16 protein-coding genes are annotated in these 12,958 nt (G+C 44.8%); 7 read left to right on the forward strand and 9 right to left on the reverse strand.

Annotated features, from left to right (window positions below; genetic code table 11):
* Window positions 1-585, reverse strand: a complete 585-nt coding sequence (locus AS29_RS11440) for an RDD family protein (protein ID WP_051860608.1) — start codon at window positions 583-585, stop codon at window positions 1-3.
* 201 nt (window positions 586-786) lie between these two features.
* Here AS29_RS11440 and AS29_RS11445 point away from each other — a divergent pair, with 201 nt between their 5' ends.
* Together AS29_RS11445 and AS29_RS11450 are read left to right on the forward strand one after the other, a co-directional pair.
* Window positions 787-1,998 (forward strand): threonine synthase, encoded by a 1,212-nt coding sequence (locus tag AS29_RS11445; RefSeq protein ID WP_035405941.1) that lies wholly within the window; start codon window positions 787-789, stop codon window positions 1,996-1,998.
* Between the two features lie 129 nt (window positions 1,999-2,127).
* Window positions 2,128-3,336, forward strand: a complete 1,209-nt coding sequence (locus AS29_RS11450; RefSeq protein WP_051860609.1) for a C40 family peptidase — start codon at window positions 2,128-2,130, stop codon at window positions 3,334-3,336.
* A 43-nt stretch (window positions 3,337-3,379) separates the two neighbouring features.
* Here the strand turns inward: AS29_RS11450 and AS29_RS11455 are convergent, their stop codons facing one another.
* From AS29_RS11455 to AS29_RS11470, 5 genes are all read right to left on the reverse strand, one after another.
* The gene (locus tag AS29_RS11455; protein WP_035405943.1) at window positions 3,380-3,568 is read right to left on the reverse strand and encodes a YfhD family protein; all 189 of its coding nucleotides are present in this window, start codon (window positions 3,566-3,568) and stop codon (window positions 3,380-3,382) included.
* A gap of 78 nt (window positions 3,569-3,646) precedes the next feature.
* Window positions 3,647-3,766, reverse strand: a complete 120-nt coding sequence (locus AS29_RS21060; RefSeq protein WP_249291989.1) for a YfhE family protein — start codon at window positions 3,764-3,766, stop codon at window positions 3,647-3,649.
* Window positions 3,767-4,241: 475 nt separating this feature from the next.
* A complete protein-coding gene (locus AS29_RS11460) occupies window positions 4,242-4,799 on the reverse strand; it encodes a GNAT family N-acetyltransferase (protein WP_035405945.1) in 558 nt (185 codons plus the stop codon).
* A gap of 251 nt (window positions 4,800-5,050) precedes the next feature.
* Window positions 5,051-6,223 carry an amidohydrolase gene (locus AS29_RS11465; protein WP_051860610.1) on the reverse strand — a complete coding sequence of 391 codons (1,173 nt, stop codon included), beginning with the start codon at window positions 6,221-6,223 and terminating at the stop codon, window positions 5,051-5,053.
* Between the two features lie 31 nt (window positions 6,224-6,254).
* Window positions 6,255-7,145 (reverse strand): TIGR01777 family oxidoreductase, encoded by an 891-nt coding sequence (locus tag AS29_RS11470; protein WP_035405947.1) that lies wholly within the window; start codon window positions 7,143-7,145, stop codon window positions 6,255-6,257.
* 96 nt (window positions 7,146-7,241) lie between these two features.
* Here AS29_RS11470 and recX point away from each other — a divergent pair, with 96 nt between their 5' ends.
* Together recX and AS29_RS11480 are read left to right on the forward strand one after the other, a co-directional pair.
* Entirely contained in the window at window positions 7,242-8,060 is an 819-nt protein-coding gene (recX, locus tag AS29_RS11475; protein ID WP_035405950.1) for a recombination regulator RecX, read from the forward strand.
* Window positions 8,061-8,119: 59 nt separating this feature from the next.
* Window positions 8,120-8,437 (forward strand): YfhH family protein, encoded by a 318-nt coding sequence (locus tag AS29_RS11480; protein WP_035405953.1) that lies wholly within the window; start codon window positions 8,120-8,122, stop codon window positions 8,435-8,437.
* 145 nt (window positions 8,438-8,582) lie between these two features.
* On the opposite strand, the gene sspK is transcribed toward AS29_RS11480, so the two are convergent.
* A complete protein-coding gene (gene sspK, locus AS29_RS11485) occupies window positions 8,583-8,774 on the reverse strand; it encodes a small, acid-soluble spore protein K (RefSeq protein ID WP_082883824.1) in 192 nt (63 codons plus the stop codon).
* 93 nt (window positions 8,775-8,867) lie between these two features.
* Here sspK and AS29_RS11490 point away from each other — a divergent pair, with 93 nt between their 5' ends.
* On the forward strand, window positions 8,868-9,137 hold the full coding sequence (locus AS29_RS11490; protein ID WP_035405955.1) for a YfhJ family protein: 270 nt from the start codon (window positions 8,868-8,870) through the stop codon (window positions 9,135-9,137).
* 33 nt (window positions 9,138-9,170) lie between these two features.
* Here the strand turns inward: AS29_RS11490 and AS29_RS11495 are convergent, their stop codons facing one another.
* Entirely contained in the window at window positions 9,171-10,151 is a 981-nt protein-coding gene (locus AS29_RS11495) for a metal-dependent hydrolase (protein ID WP_035405957.1), read from the reverse strand.
* Between the two features lie 139 nt (window positions 10,152-10,290).
* On the opposite strand from AS29_RS11495, the gene mutY reads away from it, so the two are divergent.
* Window positions 10,291-11,379 (forward strand): A/G-specific adenine glycosylase, encoded by a 1,089-nt coding sequence (gene mutY / locus AS29_RS11500; RefSeq protein ID WP_035405959.1) that lies wholly within the window; start codon window positions 10,291-10,293, stop codon window positions 11,377-11,379.
* A gap of 459 nt (window positions 11,380-11,838) precedes the next feature.
* Here mutY and AS29_RS11505 read toward each other — a convergent pair whose 3' ends face one another.
* Window positions 11,839-12,063 (reverse strand): hypothetical protein, encoded by a 225-nt coding sequence (locus AS29_RS11505; RefSeq protein ID WP_035405961.1) that lies wholly within the window; start codon window positions 12,061-12,063, stop codon window positions 11,839-11,841.
* Between the two features lie 90 nt (window positions 12,064-12,153).
* Here AS29_RS11505 and fabL point away from each other — a divergent pair, with 90 nt between their 5' ends.
* Window positions 12,154-12,903: an enoyl-[acyl-carrier-protein] reductase FabL gene (gene fabL / locus AS29_RS11510; protein WP_035405962.1), complete on the forward strand. Its 750-nt coding sequence runs from the start codon at window positions 12,154-12,156 to the stop codon at window positions 12,901-12,903.
* The last annotated feature ends 55 nt before the right edge of the window (window positions 12,904-12,958 follow it).

The raw sequence follows: 12,958 nt of genomic DNA on the forward strand, positions 1-12,958 counted from the left end.
TTATGCTTCTTTAACTTCATTAATCCCAGTAACAGCTGGTTCACCTGGCGAATTACGGGTTACATATGTACCGGCAATCAAATCATGCAATGAGCGCTTATCTTCCCTCACACCCACCATAATGGCACTTGCTAAAAGCATGATTGAGGAAAGCAGCATTCCTCCAATGAAAACAGCAAAAGCTGACATCATTGAATTGTTTATTGCTAAACTTGGATCCGTGGGGTTGGCTAAGACTTGTGCAATCTCAGTCCATGCCATGGTAAGCGCAATAATGGCTCCGATACCAATTGGAGCGCTATAGAGAATACCGCTTACCACTGAACGTTTGATCATAGTCCAGAACGTGACGTTTGTCCCGTTCACTCGTAAAATACGAATGCTGACGGCCCTTTTTCCCACCGTATATCCGTACCAGAAAATCGGAAGCAGAAGTCCATAAAAGAACTGAATACCGCTCGTAGCACTATTCCCAATGCCTTCTCCCATGATTAAAACCAAAAAGTAACCTATAACTGCAAAAATAATTCCATCAATCAGATTTGCGCCTAAGCGAATCCAAAAGCCTGCAGGATTTTTATGCATAAGCAATCCCCTCCTTCAATATAGTACTTTCCCATCATACACTTTAAAAAAACTCCAGGTAAACCAGTTTTTTGGATAAATAGCGTTCTGCAGCAGAAAAAATTTCTATGATATGATAAAAAACAGATGCCGATCAGATAAACTGAAGGCTCATCTTTATTTAAAAGTGAGTTTTTATTTTTCATGGGGAGGCAATTTGTTATGCAGTATAGCTATATGACCAGGCTCTTTTGCCCTAAATGCGGGAGGAATTATGATCCCGAGCAAATTCATCAATTGTGTACATGCGGCTCTCCGCTGCTGGTGGATTATGATTATGAAGAGATAAAAAAAGTATGGACGAAGGAAAGTTTAGCTGCAAGATCAAGCAATATATGGAGATACCACGAGCTCCTGCCAGTTCGCAAGGAAGAGAATGCCGTCACGATGGGCGAGGGGGGGACTCCAATACTGCCTGTTTCGAAAATGGGTGAAAAATATGGAATTTCTCACCTATTCATGAAGGATGAGGGGCTGATTCCGACGGGGTCCTTTAAAGCAAGGGGAGCGGCAGTTGGGCTCTCTAAAGCGAAAGAGCTTGGAGTCAAAAAGTTTGCGATGCCAACGAATGGGAATGCAGGTGCAGCATGGTCGCTTTATGCCGCCAGGGCAGGTCTTGAAGCGAATGTCGTTATGCCGGTTGATGCTCCCGTCACGACCCGAAAGGAATGTGCAGCTTCGGGAGCAAGATTGTGGCTGGTAAACGGGCTGATCAGTGATGCCGGAAAAATGGTGGGTGAGCTAGTCGGCAAAAAAGGGTATTATGATGCTTCCACCTTAAAAGAGCCATACCGAATTGAAGGAAAGAAGACAATGGGTCTCGAGATCGCAGAGCAGTTTAATTGGGAAGTTCCGGATGTCATTCTTTATCCGACAGGCGGAGGAGTCGGACTAATCGGTATTTATAAAGCCATGATCGAACTGCAGAAACTCGGCTGGATTTCGTCTGACAAAATGCCCAGGCTAGTTGCGGTTCAGGCGGAGGGGTGCGCCCCGATTGTGAAAGCATTGGAAGAAGGAAAACGGGAATCCGAATTCTGGAACAATTCCAAGACTGGGGCCTTTGGAATCAATGTTCCAAAAGCGATTGGAGATTTTCTCGTACTTGATGCGATTTATCAGACGAAAGGCTGTGCTGTGTCTGTATCAGAGGAAGCCATTCAGCTTGCACAGCTGGATGTCGCGTCGAAGGAAGGGCTTTTCATTTGTCCTGAAGGGGCGGCCGTTTTTGCTGCTGCCCAAAAGCTGCGTGAGGAGCTATGGATAAAGGAACATGATACGGTTGTCCTGCTTAACACAGGACAAGGAATTAAGTATGCAGATGACCTTGAGGCAGAGGTTCCAGTCCTTGAACCGGGTGACTCCCTCGTATAAACATTTCGACCAAAAACAAGGAATTCACCAGTCTAAATGAGCAGAGACAGTTGAGGAATTGGCGCTATTGGCATCGGATGAAGCTGCTGACATAATGGTGGGGAGATTAGAAAAAGGAGCCCAGACTATATGAAAATGAAAGTAATCGCCGCCATAGCAATAAGCTCTTGTTTAGCAATTAGTCTCCCGTTCATTAAGTCATCTGCAGCTACAATCCTGCAAACAGCCAAGCAGTACATGGGTACAAGCTATTCAAGTAAAGGTAATACACCGGCGGAAGGATTCAACTCAGCCGGATTTGTTCAATATGTTTTTAAAAAAACTAAGGGAATTGAACTTCCGCCTCTATCAAGCGAGCAGTGGAGCTTTGGAACAGAGGTAAAAAGGGAAAGCCTGCAGCCGGGGGATGTCCTGTTTTTTAACGATTCATCCGGCGGAAAGCTTTCAACAACCGGAATTTATGAAGGAAATGGGCGGATGATATACAGCTCTGTGTCGAAAGGAGTTACATCTGTCGGATTTCAAAACTCTAATTACTGGAACAGCCGCTATGCGGGTGCGAAGCGGATTACCGGCCCGCTGAAGATGGCATCGGCTAACCAGGTTATTTCAAAAGGGCTTCAGTATTTAAATGTTCCTTATACAGAGGGAGGCCAGTCGCCTGATGGATTTGACTGCTCCGGATTCACTAAGTATGTGTATGAAAAAGCATCCGGAATCTACTTGCCGGAAACCCCTGAACAGCAATGGGCGGTTGGAGCTTCGGTAGCGAGGGAAAACGTCCAGCCGGGAGATCTTGTGTTCTTCAAAGACACACATCGGCCCGGAATTTCCCACGTTGGCATTTACGCAGGAAATAACCAAATTCTCAATGCGACACGGATTGGCGGCGCGAATAAAGTAACGGTCAGCTACCTCACGAATAATTTTTTACAGGAAAAATTCGCGGGAATAAAACGGGTCAGCGGACTTGGGATCGACCGAAGTGAGCCCGTGGTGAAGAATGCTGAAGAACTTGTCGGAACAAAGTTCGCGAAGAACGGAGTTTCTCCGGAAACCGGATTTGATACATCCAGTTTCGTGCAGTATGTATTTAAGAAGGCAAAAGGCATGCAGCTGCCAAGGTACGGAAATCAGCAGATTAACCTGGGACAGGAAGTTGCAGAAAAGGACCTTAAACCAGGGGATCTCGTCTTTTTCCAAACCGGCTCAATCGTACCTGCTATCTATGCCGGTAAAGGGCAGGTAATCCTCACATCAAATGATGGAGTAAAAGTCATTCATTACAAGGTGAGCACTTACTGGTCAAGCAAATATTTAAAAGCTAAACGCATATAAATAAAAGCCCCTGCTGACTCCTGGCAGGGGCTTAATGCATGTTTTAGTGGCTTTTTTGCTGACGTTCGTTTGCCGCGCTGGCTCTCGCCTGTGCTTTCACGTCCGCTTGGTCGGCTAATTCACGGGAATACTCCTCATACGTTCCATCCGTTTCTCTTTTCAGCTGCTTCGGAACTTGAGGAAGACTATTCTTGTTTTTATCACGATTGTGCTGTTTGTGTCCTCTTCCCAAAATGAACGCCCCCTGTGTTGTTGTGAACTTGTGGTTCACTATTAGGATGGCCGATGAAGGCAGCGTACATGCTGGAAACTAGTTCTTCTTCTTCGTAAAACCGCCAGCACGGTCAGCCGCTTTAAATTCTTTCCCGAAGAGAACCTCCTGTGCAGTGGTCAGTGTTCTCTTAGAATTCTCATGACGTTTCTTTTCCATTATGTATCAGCTCCATTTTTTTAAGGATAGAACTATTTTCGACAAGTATGGGGGGATTCATACAGATGAAGGGGTGGACACGTACTTTTTAACGAACTTTGCCGGGATGGAAGTGTGTCTGGGTAAAGTCAGCAATAAACGGAGGAAAGTCAGCAATTAATAGTAAATAGTCCGCAATTAACGGCCGAAAGTCAGCAATTAATGGTGAAAAGTCAGCAATTATCTGTCGAAAGTCAGCAAAACAATCATTTTGCAGATAGTTCATCTTGTATTTTAACTAGAAATCATCGTGTGAGAGCCAATAGGTGTTGAACTGTTGGGAAATGCGTCAAAATAAATGCAGGGATCACCTGGAAAAATAAATTTGTCCGCTATATCCCCTGTATCAACCTTAAATCAAAGCGCCTTCCTTATTCAAAGCCTTTAACTGCCTTGCAAACCAAAAGCCCGCCATCAATAATGGCGGGCTGTACTTTTATGCTTCTTTCAAGTGCTGTTCTTCTACAGCACAAGGGGTTCTCATAGTATAGAGTGTATATAAATCCTTTTTAATTTCAAATAGGCTGTAGATGTCTTCTCCGTTGTTGATTTGTTCCAGCAGTGCCTTGCGTGTTTCATTGGCACATTCGACGTATGGAAGTTTTTCTGCAGCTTTGGTGGAACGGACGTTGACTTTCCGGATACGGAGGAAAATGGTGTCGATACCCAGTTCGTAGAATAGTTCATTGAAAAATGCGTCTTTTGCCGCTTGGTTGTAGCCCTTACCATGGTAAGGCTTGCCGAGCCAGGTTCCGAGGAACCCGGCGTTTTCCTGGAGATCAAAAAGACTGATGGTCCCGATTGGAGAGCCCCATTCGTCAAGAATGGTCCGTGAAATCAATTCACTGCGCTCTTCGGCTTCGATTGTTTGCTTGGTTAAAAACAAATATTCCTCGATTGAATCAGCTTTATGACGTACATAAGGGAAGACGTCGGGGTGTACCATGAGTTCATACAGCGCATGACTATCGTGAATGTCACGTTTTTTAAGCATCTTTCTCGCTCCCTCCAACATGAGGGCAGACGCGTAGCCTTAGCCCCACCCTCGAAATTTTTTAAATTAGCCAAAAAATTTCGGGGTGGGAATCGAACCCACTAGGACCAGTAAAACTGGTGGCGCACCATTTGCCTTCCCATTGAACCCAGGTCATTAAGTTGTCATACACAGCAAGGCTTTGTGAGCAAGCCATGCACTGATATCATACTCGAATTTGTTTAAAAAAGATACAGTTTTTTTGCGAAAATTTATTGGTTTTTTTGGCCAATTTTTATCCCTTTTTCAGAGGCCCATTTGGAGTCTTCAAACACGAATTTTCCGTCAATCATTGTGCACTTTGGCTTCGCTAAATAATGGAAGGGGTGGTGGCTCCAGAGAACCAAATCTGCATCCTTTCCAACCTCTAAGCTGCCGATGCGATGGTCGACTTGAAGATTGCGTGCTGCGGTAATTGTGATGCCTTCGATCGCTTTTTGCTCATCGAAGCCTTCACGTACGGCGAGTGAAGCTACGACATTTAAATATTGGATAGGTGTGTAGGGATGATCCGTTGTAATGGATACTTCTACCCCTTTATCGGTAAGGGCCTGATACGTTTGCCAGCTTTTATTTCTAAGCTCGATTTTTGACCGTCTTGTAAAGGTCGGTCCAACACTAACCTTTGCATTCGTGCCTGCAAATTCATCGGCAATGAGATGACCTTCTGTACAGTGCTCAATTCTGTAATCTAAATTGAACTCCTCCGCGAATCTAATGGCAGATAGGATATCGTCTGCTCTGTGTGCGTGAATACGGACAGGAATTTCGCGTCTCAATGCCCGGCGGATGGAAAGAGAGCGGAAATCCTCTTTTTCATCGCAGTATTTTGCGAGATAAAAGGCTTCTCTGAGCATGCCCATAATCCCCATCCTGGTGATGGAATCCTTATTGCCTGTACTGTGGATCCGTTTCGGATTTTCACCAAGGGCAATTTTTAGACCAGCGGTTTCCTTAATCAGCATGTCGCTTATATTGACACCCCAGGTTTTGATAACAGATGTCGTTCCGCCGATTACGTTGGCGCTCCCGGGCATAATGTGAACCGTCGTTATTCCGTGTGAAATCGCATCACGGAATCCGGAGTCAAGCGGATGAACGCCATCAAGGGCCCGGATATGAGGTGTCAAAGGTTCAACGGTTTCATTGGCGTCGTTTCCAGCCCATCCGGTTCCTTCATCATAAAGACCTAGATGGGTATGAACATCGATCAGTCCCGGAAACAAATATTGATCCTGACAATCAATGATTGTGCATTCATCAGGTGCGGGAATGTTTTTTCCGATTTTGACGATTTTCCCATTTTCAACAAGAAGATCGGAAGCATATAAAATTTCGGAAGTGACGGGAAAAATAGTAGCGCGCTTAAATAATGTGCAGGTCATTTTTGTGCTCCTAGCGGAAATAGATTTTATACTATTTTATTATGTCAGACAGAGCAGGTTCAAGCGATGGGAAAATAAAAGTATAGCCGTTTTCAATCGCTTTTTTCGGAAGAACACGCTGTCCTTCCAATAAAAGAATGCTCATTTCCCCAAGTGCAAGCTTAATGGCGCTGCTTGGTGCCGGCAGCCAGTGCGGCTTGTTGATGACTTTGCCCAGCGTTTTCCCGAAGGTATCCATTTGAACAGGGTTGGGTGATGTCATGTTTATCGGCCCGCTAATTTCATCATGATGGATGATGAAATCCATTAGCCCGGCAATATCCGTTACATGAATCCATGACATCCACTGGGTACCTGAGCCAAGCGGGCCTCCGCCGTATAATTTATAAGGGAGGATCATTTTCTGGAGCACGCCTCCTTCTCCGAGCACAATTCCTAGTCTGGCGTAAACGGTGCGGATCCCTAAATCGCGAATCATCGATGCTTCCTGTTCCCATTTTAGAACGGTGCTTGAAAGGAAATCTTCATCCGTTCCGTTCGACTCCTCTGTAAATGTTTTTTCTTCAGACGTCCCGTAAATTCCAACAGCACTTGCATTTATAAATACAGACGGTTTTTTGTCCATTCCGTTCAGTATTTTATAAACTTCTCTAGTGGATTCAACGCGGCTTTCTACAATTTCCTTCTTCGTTTCCTCTGTCCAGCGGGAGCTGATTGATTTTCCTGCAAGGTTGATCATAACGTCCAGGCCTTCCAGACTTGGAATAGGTTTAGCCCCATCCATCCACTTCGCATATTCAATGTTTCCATAGCCTTCTTTTTCACTTCTGGTTAGGATAACGACGTTATGGCCTTCTCTTGCAAAGTATTGGGCGATATGTTTTCCGACGAAACCGGATCCTCCGGCGATTGCTATTTTCATCCTTGTCACCTCGCGTATTTTTTAAATGCTTTTTCTAAGCTCTACCCTGCCTCCCTGATGATAAACGTGTGCTAAAATAGGAGAGAGGTGTTGAGAATGGCTTTTATAACGAAAATTACGTCCCAGCAAAAAAACGCTGAGCGGTATAACATCTATTTGGATTATGGAAAAGGCGAAGAGTTTGGTTTCGGTGTGGACGAGCACACTCTGCTTAAACACGGCCTCGCAAAAGGCAAGGAACTTTCCGAATTGGACATTGCTGAAATCTGCACGGGTGATCATGTCAGAAAAGCGTACAATTCCGCTCTGGACTTTCTCAGTTATAGAATGCGCTCAACAATGGAAATCAAGCAGCAGCTGGAGAAAAAAGAATTCCAGCCTGAGACCATTCAAGAGGTGCTCCATCAGCTTGATGAATCCGGCTTACTTAATGATCAGCAATTTGCTGATGCATTTACGAGAACGCAATGGCAATCTTCAGGCAAGGGTCCGGCTGTCATAAGGCAGGAGCTGATTAAAAAGGGGATTGCGCCGCTTGATATTGAACAGGCTTTATCTTTATATTCGCATGAAGAGCAGCGCGATGCTGCAATGGTGCATGCTGAAAAATTCATGAAAAAGAATCACGCTATATCAGCCTTTCAAATTCAAAAGAAGCTTGAACAGCTTCTTATTCGCAAAGGCTTCAGTTTCAACCTAATCTCTGAAGTCGTGCAGTCGCTTGAATTCGGCGGCGATCAGGACGATGAAAAGGAAGCGCTTGCCAAGCAGGCAAATAAAGTGATGTACAAGTATAACAAAGGCAATGATTATGAATACAGGCAAAAAATGAAGCAATACTTGTATCGGAAAGGTTTTCAGATCGAACTCATTGATGAGTTTCTGGAAAACCCCGAAGAATTTATACAGGGTTAATATTCTCTTCAAACCTGCCCGATTCCTTTTTGGGCTGCACATTAGGGGGAACGATGGACATGCAAACACAACGATACAGTGAAATGACCCAATTTGAACTGAATACTGAAATTGGAGCGTTAAAGGAGAAGGCAAGAAAGGCTGAGCAAATGGGGATGGTCAACGAATTTGCAGTTCTCGACCGGAAAATTTCAATGGCAAAATCCTATCTGCTGAATCCTGCTGATTATAAAGCTGGGGATGAATATGAAATCGAGGGGGCTCCTGGAGAGATGTTCAAGATTGTCTACATGAACGGAATCTTTGCATGGGGCCATCGTCTTGAAACCCCGGATAAAGAAGAAGCTCTGCCCATTTCGGTGCTCCTTAAACCATAAAGACCGGCCGCAATAGCGCGGCCAGTCCTTTTTCAGCGCTCCGCCTTTCACTTTGAGTGAACGTACTTCAGATTATAGAAGCTGCGAATACGCTTTGTTCATGAATCAAAGGAATGGCGAAGATTGCCCGGCAAGAGGATCTAGATTAGTTGTAATCTTCTCTCTGGCCAGAAGCTCTCATACGCTCCTGGGGATGATCGTTGATCGAACCGTCAGCGCGTTTGGACGCATACGCGCCTTTCGCACGCGCTTCGCCCTCGGATCTTTCTGCAATGGGGAAATCCTTTGCTTTGTTCCGCAATCGAACCGCCTCCAGTGATGGGTTGTTTCGCTTCATTGATCTTGAAGCGTACTACTATTATGAGCATAAGACTTTGTATTATAATTAGTACATACAGGCAGAATTGCCTTCAAAAAGGAGGTGCTCAAAATGGAAAGCTACTATGAGCGTCTTACTGACTTGCTGCTGTTAAAAAATGATTCGCTTGCATATGCCCAGGCAAGAACATGGGTTGAACTCCTCTGGGAGGATTTCGAAGCTACCTATGCAAAAGCCGGTGCAACATATAAAGGCAAAGAAATGACGGAAGCCATCGTAAGAAATTGGATTGAACAATATGGTCCAAGGCTTCATGAATTTGTCGCTTCAAACCCGAAATACAAGCATCTTTTGAACAATGATGACTATCTGCAGCATTAAAAAGAGGCAGGTTCCTTATAGGAACCGCCTCTTTTAATCGGGAATGATGTGAAGTTTTTTTCTAAGCTTTTCTTCGCTGAAGATCCATCCTGTATAGGAACTGACTATTTTCAGACTGCTGTCAAGCTGAACAATCGCAACAAACGGATAGTATCCTTTACTGCGGTAGCGAAGATCGATAAAGCGCACTTCATAGTGATCAGAGAATTCTTCCACTTCCCAGCGGTATACAGGCGAGAAGGATAAGAAGGCTGAAATGTTATGATCCTCTTCAGCTGCTTTAATCATCTCCGTCTGCGGAACAGGGACGCGGTCGAACTCATCGAGCACAGTTAATACGCCTTTAACATGACGCGCCACGTAAAAATGGGATTCCGTCGTAACAGCAAGATGCCAGCTCCTGAATCTTAATGTCGGAGAAATGATGATTCCGGTAACATTGTTGAACCGTTCTTTAATTTCATGTACGATTTTTTTGTTCATTATATATCTCACTACATAATAACCCGCCAGGACAGCGAACATAATCGCAAAAGTATAGCCCTGCGGTGCTCCAAAGACCCAAATTGCAATGGCAAGAGCATGAATGGAGAAAATGATCGGATCAAACGTGTTGATTAATCCGAGTGCGATCCATTTGTGCGAAAAGGGCCTTAGAGCCTGTGTTCCATAAGCATTAAAGATATCCACAAACACGTGCAGTGCGACAGCAATGAATGTCCAAATCCCTAAATGCAGCAAATCTACACCGGGAAAAAGAAAATAAATCAAGGCTGTAATTAGAACAGACCATATTAAAACAGCAGGCATGGAATGTGTAATGCCTCGATGGTTTCGAATATAGACAGCATTATTTCGAAGTTTTAAAATAGTATCCAGGTCCGGAGCCTGCGATCCAAGTAGAACAGCAGCCATAACGGCATGTGATGCTGCAGGGTCACTGCCAATTACGGGATCAAGTGTTGCCGCTCCTCCAAGTGCAATCCCCATTACCACATGGGTGGCAGTATCCATAAAATCCCTCCCAGCTGATAAACGATTTTCAAGAAAATCTCTCCGACACAATAACCGGGAACATGGATCTCGTTTTTCTAATCATGATACTGCTATGTTTCCCATTTTAATATGAATCTTAACATCTGGAGGCTCCAACATGAAAAACTTGCTATCAGAATTGGAAATAAAGGACTTCCAGCAGGACCTGATCGGCTGGTTCCAAAAAGAACAGCGCATTCTCCCATGGCGTGAAAACTCAGACCCCTACCGAGTCTGGGTATCTGAAGTTATGCTCCAGCAAACAAGAGTAGACACGGTCATCCCTTATTTTTTAAACTTCATGGAAAAATTCCCTGATCCAGCCGCCCTGGCAAATGCAGATGAGGAGCAAGTCATGAAAGCCTGGGAAGGGCTTGGCTACTACTCGAGAGTGCGCAACCTGCAAGCAGCGGTTAGGGAAGTACATGAATCCTACGATGGGATCGTGCCTGCTGATCCGGATAAATTCGGAGAACTCAAAGGGGTCGGCCCATATACGAAGGGCGCTGTAATGAGCATCGCCTACAATATCCCTGAGCCGGCTGTTGACGGCAACGTAATGCGCGTTATGTCCAGAATCCTGCTGATAGAAGAAGACATCGCCAAACCGAAAACAAGAAAGCTCTTTGACACAGCTATCAGAGAAGTGATTGCAAAAGACAATCCATCCGATTTTAATCAGGCACTCATGGAACTCGGTGCACTCATCTGCACACCTTCATCGCCATCCTGCCTCCTTTGCCCTGTTAGAGATCATTGTCAGGCATTTGAAGAAGGAAGACAAAAAGACCTTCCAATAAAAAGCAAAAAGAAAAAGCAGAAGTCCCTGCTGCTTGCAGCTGCCGTATTGACTGACAGCGAGGGTAACTTCTGGATTCACAAACGTCCGTCAGAAGGCTTGCTCGCCAATCTATGGGAATTCCCAAACTGCGAAACTGTGTCGGAAACGATGACCCAAAAAGCAGAGCTTGAATTGTTTTTGCATAAAGAATACGGAGCGCTAATGGAATTAGAGACGATTGAAGGAATCATCCAGCACGTGTTCAGTCACCTGATCTGGAACATCACCCTTTTTGCAGGGAAAGTGGAACGGATAGAGAACGGAGCAGGACTGGTGAAAGTAACAGAAGAAGAGATGAAGGCATATGCTTTTCCAGTGTCCCACCAGAAAATTTATCAGTTGTATTTGGATGGGCAAAAGAAGTGATTGGGGGCCCGGCTTTTGCCGGGTTCTTTGGGTTGCTGGGATGTTAGGAAAGGCATCCACCGAGCGGGAATGCCAGGGAAGAATGCCAGGGAAAATTGATTTGAGAGGGAATGTCAGTTAAGAATGCAAGGGAAACTGGGTTTGAACGGTGAATGCCAGGCAAGAATGCCAGGGAAACTTGATTTGAACGGGAATGCTAGGCAAGAATGCCAGGGAAACTGGGTTTGAACGGTGAATGCCAGGCAAGAATGCCAGGGAAACTTGATTTGAACGGGAATGCTAGGCAAGAATGCCAGGGAAATTGGATTTGAACGGTGAATGCCAGGCAAGAATGCCTGGCAAACTTAATTTGAACGGGAATGCCCGGCAAGAGTGCCAGGGAAACTAAATTTGAGCGGGAATACCAGGCAAGAATGCCAGGGAAACTGGATTTGATCGGAAATCCCAGGCAAACTCAATTCAATCGTAACTCACCCTCGTCCCATGCGTATAATCCGCTTCATTCCTTTTCAATCCGCCGCGCTCTTCGATTTCTTTCATTATTTCTTTGTGAATGGTTAGTCCTTCAGAATTCATATAAGGAAGTACTTGCTGGAGAGCGTGGTGAAAATAGGCGAGTTCTTCATTTTTCCAATCCCGTTTTGAGATCATTGTGAGTTCTGACATATCGCGTCCAATATACATGATTTAGTGCCTCCTTGCCGATTATGGCGTATTGACCTTATTGTTTGATACAATAAACGTATCTATTCGAAAGAAAAGAGGATTAGAAAAATGACACAAAATCGAGTCGCGCTTGTAACAGGAAGCAGCAGAGGAATTGGAAAGGCGATTGCTTTAAGCTTGGCGAAGCAGGGCTATGACATCGTAATTAATTATGCGAGAAGCAAGCAGGCAGCACTTGAAGCTGCGGAAGAAATTGAAAAGCTGGGTGTGAAAACCCTTGTAGTTAAAGCAAATGTAGGTAAAGTGGATAAAATTAAGGATCTTTTTGAACAAATTGATTTAGCGTTTGGAAGACTGGATGTCTTCATCAACAATGCCGCATCGGGTGTGTTGAGACCATTGATGGAGCTTGAAGAAAATCATTGGGATTGGACCATGGATATTAATAGCAAAGCTTTGCTGTTTTGCGCTCAGGAAGCAGCAAAACGGATGGATGAATCAGGCGGTAAAATAGTGAGCATCAGTTCACTTGGGTCCATCCGTGTGCTTGAAAATTATACAACTGTCGGAGTATCGAAGGCTGCACTGGAGGCGCTGACACGATATTTAGCGGTCGAATTGGCTTCTAAAAAAATCGTGGTGAATGCTGTTTCCGGCGGTGCCGTTGACACAGAAGCGCTGAAGCATTTTCCAAACAGACAAGAGCTGCTGGATGATGCCATTTCCAAAACACCAGCAGGACGTATGGTGGAAATTGAGGATATTGTGAACGCTGTTGATTTTCTTGTCTCCGATCAATCCTGGATGATCAGGGGTCAAACGCTCATCGTGGATGGCGGACGTTCTTTGCTCGTTTAAGATGAAAAAAATTAAAAAATAAATCGCATATTCCTCACCTTCACAGGACATGATA

It is taken from the genome of Bacillus sp. SJS, from assembly GCF_000732485.2.
Lineage (GTDB): Bacteria > Bacillota > Bacilli > Bacillales > Bacillaceae > Metabacillus_B > Metabacillus_B sediminis.

Excerpts from the sequence above, each read along its gene's own strand:
- AS29_RS11505 (WP_035405961.1), bottom strand. The coding sequence starts at position 12,063 with ATGTATATTGGACGCGATATGTCAGAACTCACAATGATCTCAAAACGG.
- AS29_RS11490 (WP_035405955.1), top strand. The coding sequence starts at position 8,868 with ATGGAAAGCTACTATGAGCGTCTTACTGACTTGCTGCTGTTAAAAAAT.
- recX (WP_035405950.1), top strand. The coding sequence starts at position 7,242 with ATGGCTTTTATAACGAAAATTACGTCCCAGCAAAAAAACGCTGAGCGG.
- sspK (WP_082883824.1), bottom strand. The coding sequence starts at position 8,774 with ATGAAGCGAAACAACCCATCACTGGAGGCGGTTCGATTGCGGAACAAA.
- AS29_RS11440 (WP_051860608.1), bottom strand. The coding sequence starts at position 585 with ATGCATAAAAATCCTGCAGGCTTTTGGATTCGCTTAGGCGCAAATCTG.
- fabL (WP_035405962.1), top strand. The coding sequence starts at position 12,154 with ATGACACAAAATCGAGTCGCGCTTGTAACAGGAAGCAGCAGAGGAATT.
- mutY (WP_035405959.1), top strand. The coding sequence starts at position 10,291 with ATGAAAAACTTGCTATCAGAATTGGAAATAAAGGACTTCCAGCAGGAC.
- AS29_RS21060 (WP_249291989.1), bottom strand. The coding sequence starts at position 3,766 with ATGGAAAAGAAACGTCATGAGAATTCTAAGAGAACACTGACCACTGCA.
- AS29_RS11445 (WP_035405941.1), top strand. The coding sequence starts at position 787 with ATGCAGTATAGCTATATGACCAGGCTCTTTTGCCCTAAATGCGGGAGG.
- AS29_RS11465 (WP_051860610.1), bottom strand. The coding sequence starts at position 6,223 with ATGACCTGCACATTATTTAAGCGCGCTACTATTTTTCCCGTCACTTCC.
- AS29_RS11470 (WP_035405947.1), bottom strand. The coding sequence starts at position 7,145 with ATGAAAATAGCAATCGCCGGAGGATCCGGTTTCGTCGGAAAACATATC.
- AS29_RS11480 (WP_035405953.1), top strand. The coding sequence starts at position 8,120 with ATGCAAACACAACGATACAGTGAAATGACCCAATTTGAACTGAATACT.
- AS29_RS11450 (WP_051860609.1), top strand. The coding sequence starts at position 2,128 with ATGAAAATGAAAGTAATCGCCGCCATAGCAATAAGCTCTTGTTTAGCA.
- AS29_RS11495 (WP_035405957.1), bottom strand. The coding sequence starts at position 10,151 with ATGGATACTGCCACCCATGTGGTAATGGGGATTGCACTTGGAGGAGCG.
- AS29_RS11460 (WP_035405945.1), bottom strand. The coding sequence starts at position 4,799 with ATGCTTAAAAAACGTGACATTCACGATAGTCATGCGCTGTATGAACTC.